Consider the following 26,821-nt stretch of genomic DNA (forward strand, 5'->3'; position numbering starts at 1 on the left):
GGCGCCAATGAATAGCAACCCTGCAAGATTTTCATCCTTGCAAAAGCCAGTTCCCACGAAGCCTACGTAGACCACCCGTGCCAGCGACGAGGGAATCAGAGATGCTGCGAGTCGAAGCGGGGCAGTGACCGTGTTGGCGCGCCTCGGAGTCGCGCGAGCGGAAGTCGAAGGAAGGCCCGAAGGGGCCGTACGAGACGAGCGATGCGGCAGTCGGACGCGCAGGCGGCCGACCGACTCCGTGAAGCGCCAACACGGTCACTGCCCCGCTTCGACGTCCAATAGCACTCACGTCCCCGTCATACCACGATGCCGATCTAGCACATCACTCGATCTTGATACCCGCATCCTTGATGACCTTGCTCCATTTAGCCAGCTCAGCCTGTATGAACGCACCAAACTCCTCCGGCGTACCCGGTTTAGGTTCCGCCCCAGCAGCCAGCATGCTTTTCACGGTATCAGGATTGCTCAACACCTTCTGCATATCCCCATTCACGCGTTTGACAATATCGGCAGGCGTACCCGCGGGCGCCAGCATGCCGCTCCAGGAATAGGCTTCGTAGCCTGGCACGCCGGAAGACGCAATGGTGGGGATGCCTGGGAACAAAGCAGAAGGCTCGGGATTACCCACACCCAGGGCACGGATTTTTCCGCCCGACAAATGCGGCATGGCGGATGGGCCATCCGCGAACATGACTTGTACCTGTCCACCCAGCAGATCTTGCATCGCCGGCGCACTGCCGCGATAAGGCACATGCTGCATGCGCGTGCCGGTCATGCTGTTAAAGAGCTCGCCCGCGAGGTGCGTGCCGCCACCGGTGCCAGACGAGCCAAACGACAGTTTTCCTGGATTCTGTTTGGCATAGGCAATGAGCTCCTTGACGCTTTTGACTGGCAGAGACTCGTGCACGACAAGCACAATCGGAAACACAGCACCCATGCCCACCGGCACAAAATCCGCAGTAATGTCGTAGCTCAGGTTGCCGCGCAGGCTAGGCAACACCGTATGGTGGATCGAAGCAAAGAAATAGTGATAGCCATCCGCAGGCGCCTTGGCTGCAGCTTGTGCCCCGACGATGCCGCCCGCGCCAGCCTTGTTATCCACGACCGTCGGCGTTTTCCACATTGCACCCAGGGGTGTCGCGATGAAACGTGCCGTCGTATCCACCGGACCACCTGCCGGAAAAGGCACAATGAAATTGACGGGATGGTCAGGCCACGAGGCAGCGCGAACAGAGAACGGCAAAGTCGCGGCAGCGCAGGCTGCCCCCAGCCCCGCCAGCAAGCGGCGGCGTTGCGGATCGTGCATGAGTATGTCTCCGGTTTTTTTGTCTGTGCGCACAAGCGTTGTGCCTTGTGCAGTGCTCGTATTATTTGCGCACAGGCGCCGGCTTGCCGATTCTTTTTTGCCGAAGCCCCTGTTCAGCCGCGGCAACCGCTCGACCGAGCATCAGGCATTGCGCGCAGCTACCCGTACATGCTCGATAAAGTCTTCCACAAAACGCGGCAAGTCGCGGCCACGCTGGCGGCACAACAGACGGTCGCGCTGAGCCCAGGCGTCCTTCAGACGCAGGACATGCAGTGCCTGCGGCCGGCTGTAGCGCGCCGCGCAGGCCTTGGGCACCACGGCGATTCCGGCCCCTGCCTCGACCATACGGCATACGGCCTCGAAACTGCCCACGTGTACGCGTTGGCATAACCGTTTGCCCAACCCCAGCGCAATGTCCTCCAGAAAGGTCTGAATCGCGCTGTTGGGGTGAATGCCGACGAACTGATAGGCGTCGATCACATCGACAAAATTTGCGGACTCGAGCTGCGCCAGCGGGTGTTTCAATGACGTCACGATGGCCAGCTCATCGCGAAACAGGGGCATCACGTCCAGCCCGTCGACATCGATATTGCCTGCCACGATCCCCAGGTCCGCCGCTCCGGCACGAATCGCCAACACGATATCGCCAGAGATTTTTTCCTCCAATTCGATATCCACGTCCGGGTTTTCCGCCAGAAAAGTCGACATGGCGTCAGCCAGAAACGAATTCGTTGCCGTCGTGTTGGCCAACAATCGTAACCGTCCCTTGATACCGCTGGAATATGGCTGCAAATCGGCATTCAGGCATTCCAGCTGCCGGAATACCGCGTGGGCGTGCTTGAGCAGGACTTCGCCCGCAGGTGTCAGGGCCACGCCTGTCGCCTGACGCACCAGCAAACGCGCCTTGAACGCTTCCTCCATGTTCTTGATGCGCGCACTGGCCGCGGGCAGCGACAGAAAGGTGCGCTCGGCCGCACGGGTCAGATTCAGGGTTTCACCTACGTTCACGAATAAACGCAGATCGGTCAGGTCGTGTCTCATGTTCCGCCAAGCAAAAGGGGGGTGTCTTTAATTTTGAATTCCGCTGGCCCGACTTGAAATCTACCATGCACAGAGTCGGGTGTGCCAAACAGGCGTGCGATTCGCGTGCTTCTGTCCAGCGTAGCGGCCCCAGCCCCAAAGGAGAATGGATTATGAGCGGTATGGTTGCAGGAAAAGTCGTCGTCGTCACCGGCGCGGGCGGCGGGATCGGGCGCAGTGTCGCCCTGGCGATGGCCGCGGCAGGCGCAAAAGTCGTGGTCAATGACATCGGCGTATCGTTGCAGGGCGAAGGCGGCGGTGACGGCCCCGCGCAGGCCGTGGTCAAGGAAATCCAAGCTGCCGGCGGACAGGCCTGCCCCAGCACCGACAGCGTCGCCAGCTACGAGGGTGCTCACAACATCATCAAGACGGCGGTCGATGTCTTTGGACGCATTGATGCGGTGGTCAACAACGCGGGCAATCTGCGCGACCGCGTGTTTCACAAGATGAGCGAAGAAGAATGGCGCCAGGTGCTGGACGTGCACCTGAATGGCTCGTTCTACATGAGCCGTGCTGCAGCGCCCTATTTCCGCGAACAGGAATCCGGCGCGCTGGTGCATATGACCTCGACTTCCGGACTGATCGGTAATTTTGGGCAGGCCAACTATTCGGCCGCCAAGCTCGGCATTGTCGCGCTGTCCAAATCCATCGCGCTGGATATGGCGCGCTATCACGTACGGTCGAATTGCATTGCGCCATTTGCCTGGAGCCGCATGACCAGCTCCATTCCCGCAGAGACCGAAGCCGAAAAAGCCCGCGTCGAAAAGCTGAAAAAAATGGAAGCCGGCAAAGTCGCGCCCCTCGCGGTCTACCTGGTCAGCGATGCCGCCAGCGAAGTGACCGCACAGATTTTTGCCGTCCGTGCCAATGAAATCATGTTGATGAGCCAGCCTCGCCCGCTGCGCACCGTGCACTACAGCGAAGGCTGGACCCCGGAACTGATCGGCGATATCGCGATTCCCGCCATGCGCAAACATTTCTATGCGCTGGAACGTTCGCCCGACGTCATTGACTGGGATCCCATCTGAGAAAGCCGCCATGCCCTTAGATTATCAGACCATCAAGAACTGGGAATTCGCCGACATCCACCACCGTTACGAGGACAAGGACACGATTCTGTACGCCCTGGGCATCGGCCTGGGGGCAGACCCCATGGACGCTGCGCAGTTGCGCTATGTCTACGAACAGGATCTGCAAACCATCCCCACATTGGCCACCGTGCTGGGTCATCCAGGTTTCTGGATGAATGATCCGCGCGCCGGGATCGATTGGGTCCGGCTGGTACACGGCGAACAGCGTCTGCAATTGCATGCACCATTGCCCGCCAGCGGCACCGTGATCGGCAAGAGCCGCGTCACGCACGTCATCGACAAAGGCGCCGACAAAGGTGCGCTGGTGGTCACAGAACGCACGCTGCATGATGATCAAGGCCTGCATTTGGCAACCTTGCAGCAGATCACCTTCTGCCGTGGCGATGGCGGTTTTGGACAGGGCGACGAGGCCCTGCCGCCTTTGCCTGCCGCGCCGGCACGTGCAGCGGACCTGTCGTGCCAGCTATCGGTAGCCCCCAACGCAGCCCTGCTCTACCGGCTGAATGCAGACCGCAATCCGCTACATGCCGACCCTGCAGTCGCCAGCAAGGCCGGTTACCCGCAGCCTATTCTGCACGGCCTGTGCACCTACGGCATGGCGGCACACGCCATCATCAAAAGCTGCTGCGACTACGACGCGTCGCGTTTGACCGGTCTGAACGCACGATTCTCGTCCCCCGTCTTCCCGGGCGAAACCTTGCAGTGCGACATCTGGCAGGACGCGGGCAATGCGCTGCAATTCAGCATGCGCGCCATCGACCGTGATGTCGTGGTGATGAGCCATGGCACTGCCACGCTTTCTCAATAAACGCGGCTTGCCGCAACAGGGTTCTTATCGTCATGCAGCATCGTCCCCCGCCTCTGGAAGGCATTCGCGTACTCGACCTCAGCCGTATCCTGGCCGGTCCCTGGTGCACTCAGAACCTCGCAGATCTGGGCGCAGATGTGATCAAGGTCGAGCGTCCCGCTACCGGCGACGACACGCGCCATTGGGGCCCGCCCTACCTGAAAGACGGCCAGGGCCAGGACACCTCCGAGGCGGCCTACTATCTGAGCACCAATCGCAACAAACGCTCGCTGGAGGCCGATATCGCCAGCCCCGAAGGCGCGGCTCTCGTTCGGGAACTCGTCACCCATTGCGACATTCTGGTTGAAAATTTCAAGGTCGGGGGCTTGCGCAAATACGGCCTGGACTACGACAGCCTGAATGCCTTGAATCCACGCCTGATCTATTGCTCGGTCACCGGTTTCGGTCAGGACGGCCCCTGCGCCACATTGCCCGGCTATGATTTCATGATCCAGGGGCTGGGCGGCTTGATGAGCATCACCGGTGAACGCGATGACCTGCCCGGCGGCGGCCCTCAGAAAGCCGGTGTGGCTGTCACAGACATCATCACGGGGATGTACGCCACGGTGGCCATTTTGGCGGCCATTCAAGAACGGCACCGCAGCGGCTTGGGACAACATCTGGACATTGCGCTGCTGGATTGCCACGTGGCCATGCTGGCGAACCAGAACTCCAACTATTTCACGTCGGGCAATGCGCCAACGCGCGCGGGCAATGCCCACCAGAATGTCGTGCCTTATCAGGTGTTCGCCGCCAGCGATGGCCACCTGATCGTCGCAACCGGCAACGAATCGCAATACCGTGCCTATTGCAAAGCCATCGGCGCGCCCGAACTCGGGGACGATCCGCGCTTTGCGACGAATCGCTTGAGAGTCACCAATCGGGATGTCTTGGTCGCCCTTTTGAGCGACATCATGAAACAAGGTCCGCGCGACGAATGGATCAGCAAACTGGAGGCTGCGGGCGTGCCTTGCGGCCCCATCAACAACATCGCGCAAACTTTTGCACATCCGCAGGTCCAGGCACGTCAACTGCGTCGAGAACTGCCGCACCCCTTGGGCGGCACGGCGCCTGTGACCGCCAGCCCGCTGCGGTTTTCCGCGTCACCCGTGGTGTATCGCAATGCTCCGCCCATGCTGGGTCAGCATACGCAGGAAATTTTGCAGGAGATTCTCGGCAGAACGGCTTGATCGCATTGACGATGCAATGCCGGGGAAAACCCGCAGTTAAGCAAATCCGAATAGTGCCGCCGATCCAGAATAGCTAGCATTTTTCGAGCCGCGAACCAGCTTGATGATGTTGCGGCACACAATAAATCCTGACACCGCATCTTGGCTTGCTGCTTTCCAAAGCAACATACGGCCTGCAGGCGGCTTTGAGGCAAAAAAATCACGACATCTATCGTGGGAGACAACGCATGAAAAAGCTGCTTGCCGGTTTGGCCCTGTGCCAAGGCTTGTCCCTGACATCGCTGGCCACCGCGGCCGATCTGACGATCGGAGGCCTGCTGCCCATGAGCGGCAGCAATGCCGAATATGGACAGATATTCAGCTCGGGCGCCAACCTGGCCGTTGAACACATCAATGCGTCCAAGATGCTGTCCGGCAAGCTTTCCATCGTGTACGAAGACAGCCAGGCGCTGCCCATGCAAGGCGTCATCGGCATGAACAAACTGGTCAACGTCGCCAAAGTACCTTTCGTGCTGAGCGCGTTCACCGGCGTGTCCAAGGCCATTGCCCCCGTTGGCACTCGCAGCAAAACGGTGATGGTCAATGGCGGCGGTGTTGGTCCGGACTTGGCCGACCTGGGCGACTATTTCTGGAACACGATTCCTCTGGCGAACTTCGAGGTGCGTGCCATCGTGCCGTATCTCGTCAAAGAACGTCAGTTCAAGCGCATCGCCCTGGTCTATGTCGACGATCCATTGGGCCAATCCGTGGTTAAAGAATTGAACACGGAACTCGGCAAAGCCGGAGGCGAGCTGGCAGGCAGTTTCTCGGTGCCAGCCACCTCGCAGCAGTTTTCGGGGATCGCTGCACGCGTGCGGGATGTCAAACCCGATGCGGTGTATATCGCCTCGTACGGCAGCCAGCAAGGGCAGATCGTCAAGCAACTGCGCGATAACGGCGTCACGCAGCAACTGGTCAGCTATTCCGCATTCGCCATTCCCTCGACCCTGTCGCTGCCCGAAGCCAAAGGCGCGATTTTCACCAGCCAGAAGGTGGACTGGGAGAAATCCGACGACATCACGCGCCGCATGCTGGACGACTATAAAAAGCAATACGGCAAAGCCCCCAACATGTATGTCCTGAACTACTACAACGCCGTGCGCACCTTTGCCGTGCTGGCCGCAGCGCTGGAAAAGGCCGGCAAACCCATCACTGGGGAAAATCTGTTGGCGCAGCGCAAGGCGACGCCCTCTTTTGATTTCGTGGGCGCCACCGTCTCGTTCGCGGACAACGGCACCATCAAGGCTCCCATCCAGATCAACGAGATCGGCGAGAACGGCACCAAGCCCATCGCTGACGCCGCGCCCTGATCCCGTCCCATAGAGAGGTGGCTATCGTATGTTGTTTGTCCAGCTCTTCATCAACGGGATACAGACGGGTGCCCTGTATGCCCTGATCGCGGCCGGGTTTTCGCTGATTTTCGGCACGACCCGCGTCTTTCACGTTGCCCATGGCGCCACGTTCACGTTGGCAGGCTTTATTTTTTACGAGTGCTATACGGTGCTGGGCTGGATGTGGCCGTTGGCTGCCGTGGCCGCTGGCCTGGCGGCGGCCTTGTTCGGCGTGTTGGTGGACCGTTATATCTACGCCGTCATCCAGCGGCACGAGGGTGCTTTCTTTACCGTGTTCGTCGCCTCGTTCGGCATTGCGATCGTGGCGCAGAATCTGATCACCATCGGGTTCGGCCGCGGCCTGGTGACTGTGCCCACGCCATTGAGCAAGAGCGTGGAATGGCTGCCGGGGTTGTATGTCGCCCCGATGGCAGGGGTCGCCGTGCTATGCGCCATCGTCGCCTTCGGCCTGCTGCAGTGGCTGCTGACTCGCACCAATCTTGGCCTGGCGCTGCGGGCTTTAGGCGAAAACTCAGCTCTGGTACGCGTCTATGGATTGACGCCGCGGCGGCTGTCGCAATACGTGTTCCTGATCGGCTCATTACTGGCCGTGCCGGCGGCGATCCTGACGGCGACGACGACGGGCCTGAATCCCTCGATGGGACATCACATCATGCTGATCAGCATCGCAGCCACCATTGTGGGCGGCGTCGGCAGCCTGCGTGGTGCAGCCGTGGCCGGGTTGTTGCTAGGCATGGCCGAGAACCTGTCGCTCGCCTGGATCGATCCGCAGTGGAGCGAGGCGGTCACCTTTGTCGTGCTGTTCCTTTTCATCCTGTTCCGCCCCGGCGGCGTATTCGGGCGCGCAGTGACGTCGTGACAGTGGCACGCGTAATCATGGTCTGACGATTCATTCAACGGGGCATCCATGCTGGCTTATCTGCAAAACATTGCCGTGCTCTTCTGCGTGAATGCCATGTTGGCAGTCACACTCAACTTCATCATGGGTTATGCCGGCATTTTTTCCTTGGCGCATGCGATTTTTTTCGGGGTAGGCGCTTATACCGCAGCGAATGTGGCGATGCACTTCAGCGATTCGCTGTTGCTGTGCACCGTCGCCGCCGTACTGGTGTCGGCCGTGCTGTCCATGGTGCTGGCCCTGCCGGCGCTACGTGTGCGGGGGGAATATTTTGTTGCTGCATCATTGGGCTTGCAAGTCATAGGCGTGACTGTTTTCTCGGAATGGAAAGGCGTCACCGGCGGATTGGGAGGACTGGTGGGTATTCCTCCGCCCACGATTTTCGGCCACGCGCTGAGCACCCCTGCCGAGTTTTTGGCCTTGGCCATCGCGGGGTTGATCGCCGTTTTACTGATCACCACCGCCCTGTTGCGCGGCAGCTTTGGCCGCAGTTTGATGGCCATCCGCGATAGCGAGTCCGCAGCGCAAGCGGCGGGCAAATGGGTCGCCGCCATCAAGACGCTTTCTGTCGCCGTCTCTGCCGGATTGGCCGCCGTCGCCGGCGTGATCTACGCGTTCTACATGAGTTTCGTCAATGTCGAAGGATTCATGCTGGAAACGTCGATCCTGTTGATGGCCATGGTCATCATCGGCGGCACAGGCACCGTGTTTGGCCCCATCATTGGTACGGCGCTATTGATGGTGCTGCCTGCGGCGTTGACGTATCTGCCCTTCCTGCCGCCTGCGGAGCTGGGCACGATACAACAAATCGTGTATGGGGCAATCATGGTGTTGTTGATGATGTATCGCCCAGGCGGGTTGGTGGGCGGGCGTCGCAAAGGAGGCCAAGCATGAATGCCACCATGTCTGCGACAACGCCCTCGCCCACACCTGCGATGAGCACTGCGGCCCCTCCTGCGCTGCTGCAACTGCAGGGACTGTCCAAACGATTCGGCGGCCTGCAAGCCATCACCGATGTATCGATGGACCTGCCTGCCGGACTCATCACGACGCTGGTCGGCCCTAATGGCGCAGGAAAGACCACGCTATTCAACATGATCACGGGCCATTTGACGCCGAGCGCCGGGACGGTCTATCTGCACGGCAAGCCGCTGAGCAAGCTGGCACCGTGGCAGATTGCCCGCCTCGGCGTCGGCCGTACATTTCAGGACTTGCGGCTCTTTACCCACATGAGCGTGATGGAGAACGTCACGACCGTCACCGAACGCGGCAGCTGGTTGTGGCAACGCCGCACAGATCCCCAGCGGATTGAATCCATTTTGAACGAGGCCGGACTCTGGAACCAGCGACACGAACGCGCGGCAGACCTGGCGTATGCCGAACGGAAATTCCTGAGCCTGGCTCGCCTGATGGCCAGTGGCGCATCACTCTGGCTGCTGGACGAACCGGCCTCAGGCCTGGACCCACGCTCTTTTGACCGTTTCGTCGCCTTGCTGCGCGACTATGCCACGCGCGGCATCACCATTTGCATCATCGAACACAATCTGGATCTGGTGACGCAGCTCTCTGATCAGCTGGCGTTTCTGGATCAGGGCAAATTGCTGGCGTGCGGCGATCCGGCAGCCATTCTGCAGGATCCCGCGTTGGCCGCCATTTACTTCGGAGAGCGAGCATGAGTGCCTCCCCCCCGATCCTGGAAACCCGCGGCTTGCGCGCAGGCTATGGCGAGCGCCCCGTCCTCGAGGGCATCGATGTGCATCTGCACGCCAACGAAGTGCTCTGCCTGATCGGACATAACGGCGCGGGTAAATCCACGTTGCTCAAGACGCTATTCGGCCTGCTGGACCCGGAAGACGGCCAGGTGCTGTTGGACGGGAAGCCCATGCACAGACCCGACGCACGCCGCCTGACAGATGCGGGCATTTCCATGGTGCCCGAAGGGCGAGGCATTTTCCCGGGGCTGAGCGTCGCCGAAACCATGAGATTGGGGCTCTGGTCCGCTGGCGTTCCGAAGGCCGAGCACACGGCACGGCTGGACTGGGTCATGCAAGTCCTGCCCGCTTTGCGCAAGTTCTACAGCCAGCGCGCCGGCACGCTCTCAGGCGGCCAGCAACAGATGGTGTCGTTAGGCCGCGCCCTGCTCAGCCAACCACGCTGCCTGTTGTTGGACGAGCCCTCGATTGGATTGGCGCCCAAGCTGTTTCAAGACTTGATGGGTCCGATTCGCGCGCTGCAGCAGCAACGCGGCATGGCCATCCTGATCGTTGAACAGAATGTCCGCGAGGCCTTGAAGATCGCCGATCGCGTCATCGTGATGAAATCGGGCGCCTTGATCCGCGCTGGCGTGCCCGCCGATTTTTCCGACAATGCCAGCCTGATGGAACTGTATTGATGTCTGCCGCTGCTGCCATGCCAGCGTCTGCACGCCTGGCCGATTTGTATATTCCGCATTTGCAGTCACACCCCGACGACATTGCGCTGATCGATGAAGCGGGCTCTCTGACCTATCGCGAATTCGATGCGTTATGCCAGCGCACTGCGCAGTGGCTGAGGGCACAGGGTATCCAGGCTGGCGATTGCGTAGCCGTATGGCTGATCAACCGCCGGGAATGGCTGGCGCTGTTATTCGGTCTGGCCCGGTTGGACGCCACATTGGTCGCCATCAACACGCGCTATCGCAGCAGCGAACTCGAGTACATTCTGACGCGATCCAAAGCGCGCATGCTGCTGATGCAGCCGTCTTTTCGCAAAATTGATTTTCCCGAGGTCCTGGCCGGTATCGCACCCGATGCACTGCCTGATCTCGAATGTATTGCGTTGCTCGATGCTCCCACGGACACACCGGATACGGTGCTGGGCCGGCGCACCGTGGCGTTTTCACCCGATACGCCAGCTCGTTTTCCGCAAACGCCAGATATCGCGGACGGATTACATCAAGCATCACATCCGGTGATCCTGTTCACCACATCGGGTACCACCAAAGGTCCCAAACTGGTGATGCATAGCGCCGCAACGCTCTATGCACACAGCACCTGCGTAGCCGATGCCTACGGTTTTCACGACGCAGGCACGCGATTGCTGGCTGTATTGCCGCTGTGCGGCGTGTTCGGCCTGAACGGTGCGTTGGCAGCGCTACGAGCGGGTGCGCCCGTCATCATGATGGACTTGTTCGATGCGCCGCGGGCTGCACAGTACCTGCGGGACGAACGCATCACGCATTTGTTCGGCAGCGACGAGATGCTGCGGCGTATTGCCGACGAAACCGTGCAGACGCGGCCCTTTCCCCATGCCCGGGTATTCGGGTTCGCCTCTTTCAGCCCGGGGGCTGCCGCGCTCGTAGAGGCCTTGCAGCAGCGGGGTTTTCCGTTGCGAGGGTTATATGGCTCCAGCGAAGTGCAGGCGCTGTTTTCCCTGCAAGATGCCGGCTTGCCGGTCGAGGAACGGGCCTTGGGCGGCGGCCGGCCAGCCGCAGGCCAGGCTGCTCATCTGCGCATTCGTGACCCAGATACCGGCGACTTATGCCCGCTAGGTGAGTCCGGTGAAATAGAAATCCGTGCGCCCGGTAATTTCCTGGGCTATCTGGACAATCCGGAGGCGACCGCCCAGGCCATGACGGCCGACGGATACTTTCGCACCGGAGATCTGGGCTACCTGCGCCCGGACGGCAGTTTTGTTTATCTCGCACGCATGGGCGATACGCTGCGGCTCGGCGGCTATCTGGTTGATCCTGCGGAAATCGAACACGCGTTAGCCCAGCAGCCGGGTGTGCGCAACGCGCAAGTCGTCGGCATCGCCCTGGATGGCCAGCCCCGCGCAGCCGCCTTTGTGATCGCGGCGCCGGAGGTCACGGCAGAGGGCTTGCTCGCCGCCCTGCGCACCTCCCTGGCGCCTTTCAAAATCCCCGCGCGATTATGGTTGGTTGAAGCCTTTCCCACGGCAGCCAGCGCCAACGGTTTCAAGATTCAACGAGCGAAACTACGGCAAATGGCAGAAGAGCGGCTGCACCAGGAGACACATTGACCGAGCCTTTCCGACCGGCCCAGGAATGATTTCTTTGACGAATCCCTTTGAGGCAAAACCAATGCATGACGCTTCTTTATATTTCGAAGACTTCCAACCAGGCCAGACATTCGAAAGCGGCGGCCGCACACTGACCGAAGCCGACCTGACCATGTTTTCCATGATATCCGGCGACTGGAACCCCATCCATGCCGATGCCGTCTATGCAGCAGGCACGCGCTATGGCCAACGATTGATACACGGTACGCTGGGCATTGCCATCGCGACCGGCATGATGCATGAGCTGGGTATCTTTCACCGCTCGGTCGTTGCAATGCTGTCGCTGCGCGAATGGAAATTCGTCAAGCCGATCTTTGTCGGCGACACGCTGCATCTGGTGCTGGACATCCTGGCGGTCAATCCCGGCACCAGCACACGCGTGGGCGCGATTGACCGGCGTCTGCGGCTGGTCAACCAGAATGGCGAAACCGTACAGGATGGCAGCAGCGAGGTGCTGGTCCTCAAGAAGAAAAGCTGAAAGCCCGACGGGTGCTCATTCCGTGACGTTGGCCTCAACCAGCTTTGCCAGCTGCAACAACGACTCCTGCCATCCCAGGTAGCACATTTCGGCGGGAATCATTTCGGGGATTCCCTCCTGCACGATACTCAATTCGGTCCCGCACATGACCTGCTTCAGTGAAACCGTAACGGTCATTTCGCCGGGCAAATCGGCGTTATCAAAACTATCCGTATAGCGAATCTTCTCGAAGGGCACCAACTCCAGATATTCGCCGCCGAACGACTCGCTCTTGCCCGTGCCGAAATTACGGAAAGACATCTTGTGAGTGCCACCGACCCGGGCATCCAGGTGATGCACCTCGCAGGTATATCCGTAGGGGGGCAGCCATTTTGCAGCAGCATCAGGCTCGAGAAAGGCTCGATAGACGCGCTCGGGCGTCGCACGCAGGACACGGTGTAGACGAACGGTTCCGGTTGTCATGATGAGAACTCCTTAGGGTTAACGCCCCCGCCGTGCCTGTGGCGGCGGTTCAAAAACGGGGGATGTACTCCTACGACGAATCAACTGCCAGCAAATCGACAACGATCAGACTAGAGAAAACCCTGACCCGGCTATGGATGCGGGTCGGGTCATGCAGCATGAGCGCCAGCCTGACAAATAACTGAATCGTCACAGACGTGTCACGAAACCGCCCCACAATCCGGTGAACTATTCAAAAATGGATCACCCGGGATCATGAAAAAACTACTGAGCGTCACGTTGATCGGTTTGGCCTGGGCCGCCGCCACCTCTGCCACCGCCGCCGAATGTCCACACGGTGAGCTCGACAAGAAATTCTGCGACGCCAACGGCGACATGGTGGCCGATGCTCCCACCAACCCCAAAGAATGGGTGGATCCCTCGACGCTGATTTTCGCCTATACCCCCGTCGAAGACCCGGAGGTCTATCGCAGCGTCTGGGATGAGTTCCTGCGCCACATGGAAAAGACCACAGGCAAAAAGGTCCAATTCTTCCCCGTGCAGTCCAATGCCGCCCAACTCGAAGCCATGCGCGCCGGCCGCCTGCACGTCGCGGGCTTTAACACGGGCAGCAATCCGCTGGCCGTGAATTGCGCGGGTTTTGTGCCGTTCACCATGATGGCGGACAAGCAAGGCGCCTATGGCTACGAGATGGAAATCATCGTACCCGCGGATAGCAGCGTGCAGAAAATCGAGGACCTGAAAGGCAAGACGATCGCCTTCACCTCGCAGACATCGAATTCGGGATACAAAGCCCCTTCCGCCCTGCTGGCCAGTACTTACCACATGCAGGCGGACAAGGATTACAAGCCCGCCTTCTCGGGCAAACATGACAACTCGGTCATCGGCGTTGCCAACAAAGATTACGACGCAGCAGCGGTGGCAAACTCGGTGATGAACCGCATGATCGTGCGCAACGCCGTGGACAAGACCAAGATCCGCAGCATCTACAAATCGCAGTCGTTCCCCACCACAGGCTACGGCTATGTCTATAACCTCAAGCCCGAACTGGCCGAGAAAGTCCGCGAATCGTTCACGACGTTCAACTGGGAAGGCACTGCTCTCCTGAAGGAATTCGGCAAGGCCGAACCCGCTCAAGAGGCCTTTATTCCCATTACGTACAAAGAGCACTGGGCAGTCGTGCGCGAGATCGACAAAGCCATGAACGTCTCGTACACGTGCCAGTGAGCGAGCGTTGTGCAATGAGAGTCAGCGTTATGCGGGGCTTTAGATGATGCGCGGCCATGCCGACACCGATGCGCCTATGCTCGAGCTGCAAGGACTAGTCAAACGCTATCCCACTGGCGATCTGGCGCTGGATCACGTAGACCTCACCGTCCCCCGCGGACAGGTCGTGGCACTGATCGGCCCATCCGGGGCAGGCAAAAGCACGCTGATCCGCTGCATCAACCGTCTGGTAGAGCCGTCGGGCGGCGACGTGCGCCTGGACGGCCGCAGCCTGCCCACACAATCCGCACGCGAACTGCGGCGTACGCGTCGCCAACTGGGCATGATTTTCCAAGAGTACGCGTTGGTCGAACGGCTGACCGTCATGGAAAACGTATTGTCAGGCCGGTTGGGTTACACCGGATTCTGGCGCAGTTGGGCGCGCCGCTATCCGCAGGCTGATCTGGAGCAGGCGTTTTATCTACTGGACCGTGTAGGGCTCACCGGCTTTGAAAACAAGCGTGCCGACGCATTGTCAGGCGGTCAACGGCAACGTGTCGGGATCGCACGCGCGCTGATGCAGGATCCGCTGCTGTTGCTGGTGGATGAGCCCACCGCCAGCCTCGACCCCAAGACCTCGCGTCAAATCATGCGGCTATTGTGCGAGATATGCCGTGAACGAGGCCTGTCCGCCATCATCAATATCCACGACGTGGCACTGGCCACCCAATTCGCGGATCGCATCGTCGGATTGCGCAAGGGACGCCTCGTCTATGACGGACAGCCTGCCGGCCTCGTGCCTCAGGTATTGACCGATATCTACGGCATGGAAGACTGGCACGATGCGGGCCATGAGCATGATGCCGACCCTGCAAGCGATGCCCGTGAGGCACTGGCAGGCATGCCATCGCTGAGCATCACGGCAACGCCAGCTGACACGGCCTCACCCGCATCAAGCAACGATACTCTGCATACCGCGCGGGCTACGGCATGAGCACCGCAACCGCATGGCGCAAGCCGCCATTCATTCGCTCTGGTCGTGTTCGCATCCTGCTGTGGATAGTCGCGGGGGTGTATCTCATCACCGCGCTGAATTCTGTCTCTGTCGATTGGAGCCGCGTCGCCGAAGGGCTGACACGCGGCTGGCGCTTTATCGCTGCCTTTGCACACCCTGACTTTGTCAGTCGATGGCGCGAGATCAGCGAAGGCCTGATCGAAAGTCTCGCCATGACCATGACGTCAACGGCGCTGGGCGTCTTGCTCAGTATCCCGATCGGCCTGGGCGCAGCGCGCAATATCAGTCCCACGCCGGTTTACGCCGTATGCCGCGGATTCATCGCGATTTCACGCGCCTTTCCTGAATTGATCATCGCCATTTTGCTGGTGAAAATGTTCGGATTTGGTCCGTTGGCGGGCATGCTGACATTGACTATCGCCTCGATGGGTTTTTTAGGCAAACTGCTCGCCGAAGAAATCGAAACCGCCGACCGCTCGCAACTCGAGGCCATCCGCGCCACCGGTGCCGCATGGCCGCAATGGATCGTCTACGCCGTGCAACCACAAGTCATGCCGCGTCTGATCGGCCTGTCCATCTATCGTCTGGACATCAATTTCCGCGAAGCCGCCATCATCGGCATCGTCGGCGCGGGCGGCATCGGCGCGACGCTGAACACCTCGTTCGACCGTTATGAATTCGAAACCGCCGCCGCTATCCTGCTGCTCATCATCGCCATCGTGATGCTGTGCGAATATGCATCGGGTCATGTGCGCAGGAGATTCCTGTGAGCACGCATGGCATTGCGTGGCACCGCCACACGCCCGCACAGCAACGCTGGTCGTGGCTGGCCTGGATGATCGGCGCGTTGGTTTTCGTCGTCAGTTGGAAACAGGTATCGGACAACACGATCTGGGACTTTGCCTGGGACGCGCCGGTAGCGGGCTGGGATATGGTTTCGCGCATGTGGCCGCCACGCTGGAGCTATCTGCCGCAACTGCTGCAGCCCTTGTGGGATACGCTGAATATTGCCACGCTGGGCACAGCAATCGGCACCTTGATCGCAGTACCGATCGCATTCGCCGCCGCGCGCAATACGACACCCAGCCGCGCCCTGCTGCGCCCGCTGGCCTTGACTATCATCGTCGCCTCGCGGTCAATCAACTCACTGATCTGGGCAATGCTGCTGGTCACCGTCGTCGGCCCGGGTGTATTGGCCGGCATCATTGCCATCGCCCTGCGCTCCGTGGGCTTCATCGGCAAACTCCTGTATGAAGCCATCGAAGAAATCGACGTCCGCCAGGTCGAGGCCATCACGGCCACGGGTGCAACCTCACCGCAAGTTCTCGTCTACGGTGTCGTCCCTCAGGTCCTGCCCTCACTGGTGAGCACCACCGTCTATCGCTGGGACATCAACATCCGCGAATCCACCGTGCTCGGCATCGTCGGCGCCGGCGGCATCGGTTTGCCCCTGGCTGCGTCCGTAGACACGCTGGCCTGGCCGCAGGTCACCGTCATTTTCGCAGCCATACTCGGCACGGTATTCCTGGCCGAATGGGTATCGCGAAAGGTGCGAGAAGCGTTAATCTGAAGGGATGACCGAATCCCTCTTCAACCCCATTCACCGTGACCGCAACCAGAACTCCCTGCTCTGGCTGTTCGACACACTCGAGCGCGACGCGGGCTATATGCGGCGGCAGATGTTCGGCTGTCAGGCGGCCTACCTGGATGGCAGGTTGTATCTCGTCGTTGCCGACAAAGGAGACCCCTGGGACGGCCTGCTGGTCTGCACGTCGCAGGAACAGCATGCAGGGCTCATGCAGGATATGCCAGCATTGCGCCCGCATACTGTCCTGGGCAAATGGCTATATGTGCCGCAAGACGATCCCGAGTTTGAATCGACCGCAGAAAAGCTGGCAGCGCTGGCCCTGGCGCGCGATCCGCGTTTCGGCGTGGAACCGAAACCGCGCAAGCGTAAACAACGCCTGTTCACTTGAGCGGCCGCGCACCTCTGCGGCCGCGCCTGGTCGGCGGAGCGCTGCGATCAATCCCACACCGGCGCCAGACCCTCAGGGCTGACTTCGCGGCCATTACGCTCCAATGCGGCGATCTGCGCCATGTCGTCGGCGTCCAGCTTCAGATCACGTGCGAGCAGATTGCTGGCCAGGTTTTCACGCTTGGTCGAGGACGGGATCACGGCATAACCCAGTTGCAAGGCCCAGGCCAACGCGACTTGCGCCACGGTCGCCCGATGCTTGTCCGCGATCTTTGCCAGCACCGGATCCTTTAGCACCTTGCCGTAGGCCAGCGTCATGTATGACGTCACAGTGATGCCCTGCTCCTTCAGAAAAGCCGTCAGCTTGTGGTTCTGCAGATAGGGGCTCAACTCAATCTGGTTGGTCGCGATCTCGCCCTTGCCGACCACATCAATGGCCTGCTTGGTCAACTCGATATTGAAGTTCGAGATACCGATCTGGCGGGTCAGTCCCTGCGATTTGGCCTCGGCAAGGGCCTCCATGTATTCAGACAGCGCGATGCCATTGCCCGGCGCGGGCCAGTGGATCAAGGTCAGATCCACATGATCAGTACGCAGTTTTTCCAGGCTTTCGCGCAGACTGGGCACGAGCTTGGATCTGGCGTAGTTGTCGGTCCAGATCTTCGTGGTCACGAACAAATCGGCGCGCTTGATACCGCTGTCGGCAATAGCTTGGCCGACTTCGGCTTCATTGCCATAGATCTGCGCGGTGTCGATCGCGCGATAGCCTACATCGAGTGCATTGCGGACCGAATCAATCACGGTCTGGCCGGTCAGGCGAAAGGTGCCGACACCAAAAGAAGGAATACTCATGAGAAATCTCCGATTCAAATTAGACGCAATAAGGCGACCGTTCGCGCTTGCTCACGCGCACTCAGCCATACGGCGGCGGCTTGCGCCACTCAGCCAGACCAGCCCCAGGCCGCCTGCCGCCAACGCGGCACCCGCCAACGGCACTGCGGCATAACCCAGCCCTTGGCTGATGACAACACCGCCCAACGCCGCGCCGACCGCGTTCCCCAAGTTAAAGGCGCCGATGTTCACCGACGAGGCCAGGCCCGGCGCCTGGGCAGCTGCCTGCATCACGCGCATCTGCACCGGCGGCACGATGCCGAAGGCGGCCGCGCCCCACACTACCAAACCGATCGCCGTACCCACATGCGTCGTCATCAACCACGGCAGTATGGCCATGACAATCGCCAGCGTCGCGAGGATCAGCTTCGTCGCGCCGTCGAGCGACCAGTCAGCCAGCCGGCCGCCCAGCGTATTGCCAACTGTAAAGCCTACGCCAATCAACACCAGAGCAAAAGCCACGAATCCAGGGCTGGCATGGGTGATATCGGCCAACACCGGGGCAACATAGGTGTACAGCGTGAACATGGCGCCCGCGCCCAACACGGTCGTGCTCATGGCCAGCAACACCTCGGGGCGCGTCAGCACCTTCAGTTCGCGGCGCACTTCGGGGCGCTTGCCCGGCTCGCCTTTAGGCAATGCCACCCACAACGCGGCAATGGTGATCAGGCCCAACACGGCCGTGCCGGCGAAAGACATGCGCCAGCCGACTTGCTGCCCGATCCAGGTCGCTGCCGGCACGCCGCCGATATTGGCCAACGTCAGGCCCATGAACATGGCTGCAATGGCGCTGGCCTGTTTCTCTCTAGGCACGACGCTCGCCGCCACCACAGCGCCGAGTCCAAAGAAAGCGCCGTGGTTCAGGCTCGTGATCAGACGCGACAACAACAACGTCGTATAGTCCGGCGCAAACGCCGACAGCAGATTGCCGATGGTGAAAATGAGCATCAGCGACATCAACGCCGCACGCTTGCCAAAACGGCTGAACAGCAGGGTCATGATCGGCGCGCCGATCATCACGCCCACGGCATAGGCCGACACCAACATGCCGGCCGTAGGAATACTGACCTGCACGCCGTCGGCGATGACCGGCAACAGGCCCATGGGGGAGAACTCGGTGGTGCCAATGGCGAATGCGCCAGTAGCCAATGCGAGCAATGCAGCAGAAGACTTCATCTTTGCTCCGAAAATAATGTGCAACGAGCCGGTTCGCGACTGAGGAGATCCTCTTCCTATTTGGAAGGAAACCCTCACCGCGGCCGTTCCTTGAATCAATAGGGTGAAATTGGGTGAAGACGTAGTGCCCGCGAGGAGGTCTCACGGTGTTGTGCCTTCGCTCTCTCGATGTGCAGCAGTATGCCGGTTTAATATTTGCAGATTAAGCCTGGTATCGGTCAAATATATTTGATTTAATATCAACAATGAAAACCACACTCGACGAATTGCAGGCTTTTGTGGCGGTGGTGGACACAGGCACGATCACCGCGGCATCCGAGGCGCTCGGGCTGACGATCTCGGCCACCAGCCGCACGCTGGGCCGCCTGGAAGAAAAGCTGCAAACCACCCTGCTGCGGCGGACTACCCGGCGGCTGGAGCTGACGGAGGAAGGCACGGCATTCCTGCAACATGCCCGTGCCATTCTGGCGTCGGTGGACGAGGCCGAAGAACAAATGGCCGCCCGGCGCATGCGCCCAGCCGGCCGGCTGCGGGTCGACGCGGCCACCCCTTTTATGCTGCATGTGCTCGTGCCGCTGATCGCAGGCTTTCGTGAGCGCTACCCCGAGGTGGAGCTGGAGCTGACCTCAAACGAAGGCTTTATTGATTTGATCGAAAAACGCACAGACGTGGCGTTTCGTATTGGCACCCTCAAAGACTCCACCCTGCATGCGCGCTTGGTCGGCACCAGCCATCTGAGGCTGCTCGCCAGCCCTGCTTATCTCAAACGTTACGGGACGCCCACCGAGCCGGGGCAACTCGCACGCCACGCACTGCTGGGCTTCACCCAACCCGAAATCCTGAATGACTGGCCGTTACGCGACGCCGACGGCGACACCATACACATCAAACCCACGATCGCGTCTTCCAGCGGGGAAACGCTGCGACGCATGGCCTTGGAGGGGCTGGGCATCGTCTGCCTGTCGAATTTCATGTCGGGCGAGGACCGCCGCAAAGGCGATCTGGTGCAAGTACTATCCAAGCATACGCTCGAGGTGCGCCAACCGATCAACGCGGTCTACTATCGCAACACCACGGTGGCCGCACGGATCACGTGCTTCGTAGACTATGTGATCGAGGCACTGGGCAAACGCGCTTACGTCTGAGCGCGCGCGGGCGCCGCGGCGTATTCGATAGCCGCAGCGTCACGTGCCTGTCTGGCACGTAGGGCAGACAGGCACGGCAGAAAACGCCCCGGGACTGCCCCCTCGATTGACAATCCACCGAAGGGGCATTTGTTATCGCCGGGCCGTCCCAAGGTAAAAAGCCTCCTCGGGGCAGCGACCCAAAGGCGCAGCGTGGGAGTAGTTTTTACCCTGGGGCTTGCTGGCAAATGCTTTACGCGACCGCGACCGGAATCTTGCCGATGCGGGCCTGCCATTCCTTCGGACCGGTGGTGTGCACCGACGTGCCCTCGGAATCGACCGCCACCGTGACCGGCATGTCTTTCACGTCGAACTCGTAGATGGCTTCCATGCCCAGGTCTTCAAAGGCCAGCACGCGCGCCTCGCGAATTGCCTTCGACACCAGATAGGCGGCGCCGCCGACAGCCATCAAATAGGCAGATTTGTGCTTACGAATGGCTTCGATCGCGACGGGGCCACGCTCGGACTTGCCAATCATCGAAATCAAGCCGGTCTGGGCCAGCATCATCTCGGTGAACTTGTCCATGCGGGTCGCCGTAGTGGGGCCTGCCGGGCCAACCACCTCGTCGCGCACCGGATCGACCGGGCCCACGTAGTAGATGACGCGGTTGGTGAAATCCACCGGCAGCGGCTCGCCCTTGGCCAGCATGTCCTGAATCCGCTTGTGCGCGGCATCGCGGCCGGTCAGCATCTTGCCCGACAGCAACAGGGTCTGGCCGGGTTTCCAGCTCGCGACCTCGGCCGGCGTCAAGGTGTCCAGGTTCACTTGCTTGGACTTGTTGTAATCCGGCGCCCAGTGGACCTCGGGCCATTCCGACAAGGACGGCGGATCCAGGCGAGCCGGGCCAGAGCCGTCCAGCTCAAAGTGAGCGTGACGCGTGGCCGCACAGTTCGGAATCATCGCAACGGGCTTGGAGGCCGCGTGCGTCGGGAACGTATTGATCTTGACGTCCAACACCGTGGTCAGGCCGCCCAGGCCTTGTGCACCGATGCCCAGCGCGTTGACCTTTTCGTAGAGTTCGATACGCAGCTCTTCGAGCTTGTTCTGCGGGCCGCGCGCCAGCAGTTCGTACATGTCGATGTCTTCCATCAGCGACTGCTTGGCCATCAACATGGCTTTCTCGGCCGTGCCGCCGACGCCGATGCCCAACATGCCGGGCGGGCACCAGCCTGCGCCCATCGTCGGCACCGTCTTGAGCACCCAATCCACTAGCGAGTCGCTGGGGTTCAACATGACGAATTTGGATTTGTTCTCGGAGCCACCGCCCTTCGAGGCGATTTGCACGTCGACCTTGTCACCCGGGACAAGCTCGACGTGCAGAATACAGGGCGTGTTGTCGCGGGTGTTTTTACGCGCAAAGATCGGATCGTCCAAGACCGAGGCACGCAACGGATTGTCGGGATTGGTGTAACCCTGACGCACGCCTTCGTCGCACAGTTCCTGCAGCGTACGTTGCGTCTCGAAACGCACGTTCATGCCTACTTTCAGGAACACATTGACGATACCCGTGTCCTGGCACAGCGGGCGCTTGCCCTCGGCGCACATGCGCGAGTTGGTCAGGATCTGAGCCATGGCGTCACGTGCAGCCGGGCTTTCCTCGCGCTCGTAGGCGCGGGCCAGATGGCGGATATAGTCAACGGGATGGTAATAGCTGATGAACTGAATCCCATCAGCAATAGACTGTATGAAGTCTTCTTCTTTGATCAGAGTAGACATGGCGATTTAAGCGAAAGCAACGAAAATGGAACAAGCGGCCCGACTGGCGGGCCGCACGATAATCAACAGCTTATTTTAGGCCTCGACACGCCGGCCTATTTGCCTTGCCACACGGGCTTGCGTTTTTCGGCGAAGGCAGTGGCACCCTCTTTGGCGTCGGCCGAGGTGAAAATATGGGCGATCAGCGGGCGCTGGCGGTCAAACATGCCTTCTTGATCCCAATCCGTGCCCTGGGCCACGATGCTCTTGGCGGTCTGCACGGCCAACGGGCCGTTTTCGACGATGACACGGGCCAGCTCCAGTGCGCCCTCGAGCGCCTTGCCCGGTTCGGTCAGGCGATTGACCAGGCCATAACCATGCGCGCGCTCGGCGCTCAGCATCTCGCCGGTCAAAATGAATTCCATGGCGATGTGATACGGCAGACGGCGCGGCAAACGCAGCAAGCCGCCTGCGCCAGCCACCAGGCCACGCTTGACCTCGGGCAGGCCGAACTTGGCGTTATTCGCGGCGACGATCAGGTCCGATGCCAATGCCATTTCACACCCACCGGCCAGGGCATAGCCTTCGACGGCAGCGATCAAGGGTTTGCGCGGCGGGCGCTCGTTCAGGCCGGCAAAACCGCGGCCTTCGACATAGGGCCGCTGGCCGCTCTGCGCAAAAGCCTTCAGGTCCATGCCCGAGGAAAATGTCCCGCCCGCGCCGGTCAGGATACCAATGCGCACATCATCACGGCTATCCAGCTCGTCTAGCGCCGCGGCCATGGCCTGTGCGGTCTCCAGATTGATGGCGTTCTTGGCCTCGGGACGGTTGACGGTAATGATCTGGATACCGTCGATGACCTCGACCTTGATCAATTCAGACATGCAATGCTCCCAGGGCGGACGTTCGGCCCGCGGTTATCTATAAGACTTACGGAGATACCGAATCATACGACCATCGGCGCGAGCTTGCCTTCGCCCCAGACTGTCCATCCCGGACAGTCACGGATGACGTTGCTAAGGCCGGCAACCGAAATGGCCTCGGATTTGGAGCCAAGTACGGCCCCGCTTCCCATTCCCTGGCAACCGTCAGCCAAAAAGGCGGCGCTTTGCCCGGATATATGCGGCGTCGCCGGCTGTCCACCCAGCGAACGCCCAGGCCAGTTAAAATGGCCGACTTTCCCGCCTGCGGGGCCGGACTGCTCCCGCAGCCAGGCCGCCCGGCGACCCGAATTCCAAGAATCTTATGCTCACCTTTCAGCAAATCATTCTCACGCTCCAGGACTACTGGGACAAGCAGGGCTGCGCGCTGCTGCAACCGTACGACATGGAGGTCGGCGCGGGCACCTCGCATACGGCCACATTCCTGCGTGCCATCGGTCCGGAGCCCTGGCGCGCCGCCTATGTGCAACCCTCGCGCCGTCCCAAGGACGGCCGTTACGGCGAAAACCCCAACCGCCTGCAACACTATTACCAATATCAGGTCGTCCTGAAACCCGCGCCGCCCGAGATCCTGGATCTGTACATCGGCTCGCTGAAAGCGCTGGGCATCGACCCCACGCAGCACGATATCCGTTTCGTCGAAGACGACTGGGAAAACCCCACGCTCGGCGCCTGGGGCCTGGGCTGGGAAGTCTGGCTCAACGGTATGGAAGTCACCCAATTTACCTATTTCCAGCAGGTCGGCGGTCTGGACTGCACGCCCACCACCGGTGAAATCACCTACGGCCTGGAACGTCTGGCCATGTATCTGCAGGGCGTTGAGAGCGTCTACGACCTGGTCTGGACCGAGGGTGCGAACGGTAACCGCGTGCTGTATCGCGACGTGTTCCATCAGAATGAAGTCGAACAGTCCACCTACAACTTCGAGCACTCGTCGGCGGACATGCTGTTTGCGCATTTCAACGACTACGAAGCCGAGGCCAAGCGCCTGATGGACGTGCCGCTGGCCCTGCCGGCCTACGAGGCCGCGCTCAAGGCCGCGCATACCTTCAACATGCTGGATGCGCGTGGCGCCATCAGCGTCACCGAGCGCGCCGCCTATATCGGCCGCATCCGCAACCTGTCGCGCGCCGTCGCGCAGGCCTATTACGATTCCCGTGAACGACTGGGCTTTCCCATGCTGGCTGGCCGCCGCACCGAGGAGGCCGCGTAAATGACCACCCATATCCGTCCCCTGCTGGTCGAACTGCTGACCGAAGAACTCCCGCCCAAGGCCCTGCAAAAACTCGGCCAGGCTTTTGCCGAAGGCATACGCGCCACGCTGGACAAGCATGGCCTGCTCGCCGCCGGCAACCAGACCACCGCGTTCTCCACACCGCGCCGTTTGGCCGTGCGCCTGTCGCAGGTACTCGAACAAGCGCCTGATCAGGACTACGCCGAAAAGCTGATGCCTGTAAAAATCGGCCTGGATGCCGACGGCAAGCCCACCCCCGCGCTGGCGAAAAAACTGGCCGCAAAAGGCCTGGAAAACATCGATCCGGCCACGCTGGCCCGCGAATCCGACGGTAAACAAGACTATCTGGTTGCACGCGGCACCGCCCCGGGCGCCAAGCTCGCCGACGGCTTGCAAGAGGGGCTGCAAGCCGCGATCGACAGCCTGCCTATCCCGAAAGTCATGCGCTACCAGTTGGCCGATGGCGTCACGACCGTAAAATTCGTGCGGCCTGCGCACAGCCTGATCGCCCTGCATGGCGCGGACATCGTGCCGATCTCCGCATTGGGCCTGACTGCCGGCCGCAGCACCCTGGGCCACCGCTTCATGGCCAATGGGCCGATAGAGATCGCTGAGGCCGATGCATACGAGAACACTCTGGCCGAACAGGGCCGCGTGATCGCCTCGTTCGAAAGCCGCCGCGCCGACATTGCTCAGCAATTGCAGGACCATGCAAAACGCCTGGCCGCCGTGCTGGAAACGCCATCGGATTCGAGTTCGGCTCAAGGCAATCAAGGGATCCTGGGCAACGACCCCGAAGTCGCCGCGCTGCTGGATGAAGTCACCGCCCTGGTCGAGCATCCCACCGTGTACGAGGGCCAGTTTGACGAGCAATTCCTGCAAGTCCCCCAGGAATGCCTGATCCTGACCATGCGGCTCAATCAGAAATACTTCCCGCTGTTCGACCCGGCCACCGGCAAACTGACGCATCGTTTCCTGATCGTCAGCAACATGCACACGGACAACCCTGTCAACATCGTCGAAGGTAACCAACGCGTGGTGCGCCCCCGCCTGGCCGACGCACAGTTCTTCTTTGACACCGATCGCAAAACGCCGTTGGCTTCGCGTGTCGAGCAATTGGGCAGCATCGTTTATCACAATAAACTGGGTACACAGCTCGAGCGCGTCGAGCGCGTGCGCGCGATTGCCCGAGGCGTCGCCAAGCAGCTCGGCAGCGATGTCTCGGCCGCAGACCGCGCCGCCTTGCTGGCCAAAGCCGACCTGGGCACCAATATGGTGGGCGAGTTCCCCGAGCTGCAGGGCGTCATGGGGGCTTACTATGCCGCTGGCGATGGCGAGCCTGCATCGGTCGTCCAGGCGCTGCGCGACCAATATCGCATTCGCCTGGATGCTCCTGTTAACGCCGATAGCATCACCGCCGCGATCCTGTTTATCGCCGAGCGCGCCGAGACGCTGATCGGTATCTGGGGCATCGGCCTGGCGCCGACCGGCGAGCGCGATCCGTTCGGCCTGCGCCGTGCCGCACTCGGCGTGATCAGCGCCTTTGAACAGTTGGCCGCGGGCAATTGGCTGGCCGCCAGCGCCGATGGCCCGCTGTCGCTGAACAGCCTGCTGACCCTGGCCGCGGACACCTTCCCGGCAGGCAAGATCCCGGCCGACACCCTGGCGGAAGTCCGTACGTTCATCTACGAACGCTATCGCAACCAGCTGGCAGGCGAATTTGACCGCAACGCGGTCGATGCCGTCATCGCCCTGGCGCCGCCCCTGCACCAGGTCGCCGCCCGCGTCCGTGCCGTCACCGCATTTGGCCAACTGCCCGAGGCAGCGAGTCTGGCTGCCGCCAACAAGCGTATCGGCAACCTGCTCAAAAAGGCCGAAGGCGAGATAGGCGCAGTGGATACGGCCCGTCTGACCGAGCCTGCGGAGCAAGCCCTGGCAGCATCCGTGGCAACACTGCGTCCGCAGGCCGAGGCCCAATTGCAAGCCGGCGATTTCGCAGGCAGCCTGAGCACGCTCGCCCAAGCCCGCCAACCCGTCGACGCGTTCTTTGCCGATGTCATGGTCATGGCAGAAGACCCTGCCGTACGCGCCAACCGCTTGGCCTTGCTGTCGCAACTGCACGGCCTGATGAACCAAGTCGCTGACATTTCCAGGCTGGCACAGTGAAGCTGATCATTCTCGACCGCGATGGCGTCATCAATCAGGACAGTGACGCCTTTATCAAAAACCCCGATGAATGGATCGCCTTGCCGGGCAGCCTGGCGGCGATCGCCCGCCTGTCTCAGGCCGGCTATACCGTCACGGTGGCCACCAATCAATCAGGTCTGGCGCGCGGCTTGTTCGATACCCCCACGCTCAATGCCATCCATGCCAAGCTGTACCGCGAGGTCGCCCAGGCAGGCGGGCTGGTCGATTCCATTTTCCTCTGCCCGCACGGGCCGCAAGACGGTTGCTCATGCCGCAAGCCTCTGCCCGGCATGTACCACGACATTGCGCGCCGCTACGACGCCGATCTGACCGGCGTTCCCGCAGTGGGCGACTCGCTGCGCGATTTGCAGGCAGCCTCGGCTGCGGGATGCACCCCGTGGCTGGTGCTGACCGGCAACGGCCCCAAGACACAACAAGGCAAATTGCCCCCCGGCACACGCATCGCCGCCGATCTCGCGGCGGTGGCCGACGCCTTGTTGCAGGAAGCTTGAGC

General features: G+C 60.9%; 26 protein-coding genes. 19 read left to right on the top strand and 7 right to left on the bottom strand.

Features of this window, described 5'->3' with window-relative positions; translation table 11 throughout:
- Positions 1-322: 322 nt before the first annotated feature.
- Positions 323-1,306, bottom strand: coding sequence for a Bug family tripartite tricarboxylate transporter substrate binding protein (locus ACYVIT_RS17885; RefSeq protein WP_415806858.1), 984 nt, complete (start codon positions 1,304-1,306; stop codon positions 323-325).
- Between the two features lie 141 nt (positions 1,307-1,447).
- The gene (locus ACYVIT_RS17890; RefSeq protein ID WP_415806857.1) at positions 1,448-2,347 is read right to left on the bottom strand and encodes a LysR family transcriptional regulator; all 900 of its coding nucleotides are present in this window, start codon (positions 2,345-2,347) and stop codon (positions 1,448-1,450) included.
- 152 nt (positions 2,348-2,499) lie between these two features.
- Here ACYVIT_RS17890 and ACYVIT_RS17895 point away from each other — a divergent pair, with 152 nt between their 5' ends.
- The 10 genes from ACYVIT_RS17895 to ACYVIT_RS17940 all read left to right on the top strand — a co-directional run bounded on the left by ACYVIT_RS17895 (position 2,500) and on the right by ACYVIT_RS17940 (position 12,340).
- The gene (locus ACYVIT_RS17895; RefSeq protein WP_415806856.1) at positions 2,500-3,414 is read left to right on the top strand and encodes an SDR family NAD(P)-dependent oxidoreductase; all 915 of its coding nucleotides are present in this window, start codon (positions 2,500-2,502) and stop codon (positions 3,412-3,414) included.
- A gap of 10 nt (positions 3,415-3,424) precedes the next feature.
- A complete protein-coding gene (locus ACYVIT_RS17900; RefSeq protein ID WP_415806855.1) occupies positions 3,425-4,285 on the top strand; it encodes a MaoC/PaaZ C-terminal domain-containing protein in 861 nt (286 codons plus the stop codon).
- A 32-nt stretch (positions 4,286-4,317) separates the two neighbouring features.
- The gene (locus ACYVIT_RS17905; protein ID WP_415806854.1) at positions 4,318-5,514 is read left to right on the top strand and encodes a CaiB/BaiF CoA transferase family protein; all 1,197 of its coding nucleotides are present in this window, start codon (positions 4,318-4,320) and stop codon (positions 5,512-5,514) included.
- 227 nt (positions 5,515-5,741) lie between these two features.
- The gene (locus ACYVIT_RS17910) at positions 5,742-6,863 is read left to right on the top strand and encodes an ABC transporter substrate-binding protein (RefSeq protein WP_415806852.1); all 1,122 of its coding nucleotides are present in this window, start codon (positions 5,742-5,744) and stop codon (positions 6,861-6,863) included.
- A 28-nt stretch (positions 6,864-6,891) separates the two neighbouring features.
- The gene (locus ACYVIT_RS17915; protein WP_415806851.1) at positions 6,892-7,764 is read left to right on the top strand and encodes a branched-chain amino acid ABC transporter permease; all 873 of its coding nucleotides are present in this window, start codon (positions 6,892-6,894) and stop codon (positions 7,762-7,764) included.
- Between the two features lie 48 nt (positions 7,765-7,812).
- A complete protein-coding gene (locus tag ACYVIT_RS17920; protein WP_415806850.1) occupies positions 7,813-8,697 on the top strand; it encodes a branched-chain amino acid ABC transporter permease in 885 nt (294 codons plus the stop codon).
- Positions 8,694-9,479, top strand: a complete 786-nt coding sequence (locus ACYVIT_RS17925) for an ABC transporter ATP-binding protein (protein WP_415806849.1) — start codon at positions 8,694-8,696, stop codon at positions 9,477-9,479. The genes ACYVIT_RS17920 and ACYVIT_RS17925 overlap by 4 nt, the downstream gene beginning before the upstream one ends.
- Positions 9,476-10,195, top strand: coding sequence for an ABC transporter ATP-binding protein (locus ACYVIT_RS17930; protein WP_415806848.1), 720 nt, complete (start codon positions 9,476-9,478; stop codon positions 10,193-10,195). The genes ACYVIT_RS17925 and ACYVIT_RS17930 overlap by 4 nt, the downstream gene beginning before the upstream one ends.
- Positions 10,195-11,823, top strand: a complete 1,629-nt coding sequence (locus tag ACYVIT_RS17935; RefSeq protein WP_415806847.1) for an AMP-binding protein — start codon at positions 10,195-10,197, stop codon at positions 11,821-11,823. Before ACYVIT_RS17930 ends, ACYVIT_RS17935 begins: the two co-directional genes overlap by 1 nt.
- Before the next feature lie 61 nt (positions 11,824-11,884).
- The gene (locus ACYVIT_RS17940; RefSeq protein WP_415806846.1) at positions 11,885-12,340 is read left to right on the top strand and encodes a MaoC/PaaZ C-terminal domain-containing protein; all 456 of its coding nucleotides are present in this window, start codon (positions 11,885-11,887) and stop codon (positions 12,338-12,340) included.
- A 15-nt stretch (positions 12,341-12,355) separates the two neighbouring features.
- Here the strand turns inward: ACYVIT_RS17940 and ACYVIT_RS17945 are convergent, their stop codons facing one another.
- Positions 12,356-12,802: an SRPBCC family protein gene (locus ACYVIT_RS17945; protein ID WP_415806845.1), complete on the bottom strand. Its 447-nt coding sequence runs from the start codon at positions 12,800-12,802 to the stop codon at positions 12,356-12,358.
- Positions 12,803-13,057: 255 nt separating this feature from the next.
- Between ACYVIT_RS17945 and phnD the strand changes: the two genes are divergently transcribed.
- From phnD to ACYVIT_RS17970, 5 genes are all read left to right on the top strand, one after another.
- The gene (gene phnD, locus ACYVIT_RS17950) at positions 13,058-14,029 is read left to right on the top strand and encodes a phosphate/phosphite/phosphonate ABC transporter substrate-binding protein (RefSeq protein WP_415806844.1); all 972 of its coding nucleotides are present in this window, start codon (positions 13,058-13,060) and stop codon (positions 14,027-14,029) included.
- Positions 14,030-14,105: 76 nt separating this feature from the next.
- A complete protein-coding gene (gene phnC, locus ACYVIT_RS17955; protein ID WP_415806883.1) occupies positions 14,106-15,002 on the top strand; it encodes a phosphonate ABC transporter ATP-binding protein in 897 nt (298 codons plus the stop codon).
- Entirely contained in the window at positions 14,999-15,793 is a 795-nt protein-coding gene (gene phnE, locus ACYVIT_RS17960) for a phosphonate ABC transporter, permease protein PhnE (protein ID WP_415806843.1), read from the top strand. The genes phnC and phnE (ACYVIT_RS17960) overlap by 4 nt, the downstream gene beginning before the upstream one ends.
- Complete coding sequence (gene phnE / locus ACYVIT_RS17965) at positions 15,790-16,593, top strand: phosphonate ABC transporter, permease protein PhnE (protein ID WP_415806842.1); 804 nt, start codon at positions 15,790-15,792, stop codon at positions 16,591-16,593. The genes phnE (ACYVIT_RS17960) and phnE (ACYVIT_RS17965) overlap by 4 nt, the downstream gene beginning before the upstream one ends.
- Positions 16,594-16,597: 4 nt before the next feature.
- Positions 16,598-16,999 carry a hypothetical protein gene (locus ACYVIT_RS17970; RefSeq protein ID WP_415806841.1) on the top strand — a complete coding sequence of 134 codons (402 nt, stop codon included), beginning with the start codon at positions 16,598-16,600 and terminating at the stop codon, positions 16,997-16,999.
- 47 nt (positions 17,000-17,046) lie between these two features.
- On the opposite strand, the gene dkgB is transcribed toward ACYVIT_RS17970, so the two are convergent.
- Both dkgB and ACYVIT_RS17980 read right to left on the bottom strand, forming a co-directional pair.
- On the bottom strand, positions 17,047-17,850 hold the full coding sequence (gene dkgB, locus ACYVIT_RS17975) for a 2,5-didehydrogluconate reductase DkgB (protein WP_415806840.1): 804 nt from the start codon (positions 17,848-17,850) through the stop codon (positions 17,047-17,049).
- 51 nt (positions 17,851-17,901) lie between these two features.
- A complete protein-coding gene (locus ACYVIT_RS17980; RefSeq protein WP_415806839.1) occupies positions 17,902-19,065 on the bottom strand; it encodes an MFS transporter in 1,164 nt (387 codons plus the stop codon).
- A 245-nt stretch (positions 19,066-19,310) separates the two neighbouring features.
- On the opposite strand from ACYVIT_RS17980, the gene ACYVIT_RS17985 reads away from it, so the two are divergent.
- Positions 19,311-20,210: a LysR substrate-binding domain-containing protein gene (locus ACYVIT_RS17985; RefSeq protein WP_415806838.1), complete on the top strand. Its 900-nt coding sequence runs from the start codon at positions 19,311-19,313 to the stop codon at positions 20,208-20,210.
- Between the two features lie 232 nt (positions 20,211-20,442).
- On the opposite strand, the gene ACYVIT_RS17990 is transcribed toward ACYVIT_RS17985, so the two are convergent.
- Together ACYVIT_RS17990 and ACYVIT_RS17995 are read right to left on the bottom strand one after the other, a co-directional pair.
- Positions 20,443-21,966, bottom strand: coding sequence for a fumarate hydratase (locus ACYVIT_RS17990; RefSeq protein WP_415806837.1), 1,524 nt, complete (start codon positions 21,964-21,966; stop codon positions 20,443-20,445).
- Between the two features lie 95 nt (positions 21,967-22,061).
- A complete protein-coding gene (locus ACYVIT_RS17995) occupies positions 22,062-22,829 on the bottom strand; it encodes a crotonase/enoyl-CoA hydratase family protein (protein WP_415806836.1) in 768 nt (255 codons plus the stop codon).
- Positions 22,830-23,190: 361 nt separating this feature from the next.
- On the opposite strand from ACYVIT_RS17995, the gene glyQ reads away from it, so the two are divergent.
- From glyQ to gmhB, 3 genes are read left to right on the top strand one after another with little or no spacing between them, the layout of a single operon-like run.
- Entirely contained in the window at positions 23,191-24,099 is a 909-nt protein-coding gene (gene glyQ / locus ACYVIT_RS18000; RefSeq protein ID WP_094823146.1) for a glycine--tRNA ligase subunit alpha, read from the top strand.
- A complete protein-coding gene (gene glyS / locus ACYVIT_RS18005) occupies positions 24,100-26,286 on the top strand; it encodes a glycine--tRNA ligase subunit beta (protein WP_415806835.1) in 2,187 nt (728 codons plus the stop codon).
- Positions 26,283-26,819: a D-glycero-beta-D-manno-heptose 1,7-bisphosphate 7-phosphatase gene (gmhB, locus tag ACYVIT_RS18010; RefSeq protein ID WP_415806834.1), complete on the top strand. Its 537-nt coding sequence runs from the start codon at positions 26,283-26,285 to the stop codon at positions 26,817-26,819. The genes glyS and gmhB overlap by 4 nt, the downstream gene beginning before the upstream one ends.
- Positions 26,820-26,821 lie beyond the last annotated feature (2 nt).

Source organism: Bordetella muralis, from assembly GCF_054781015.1.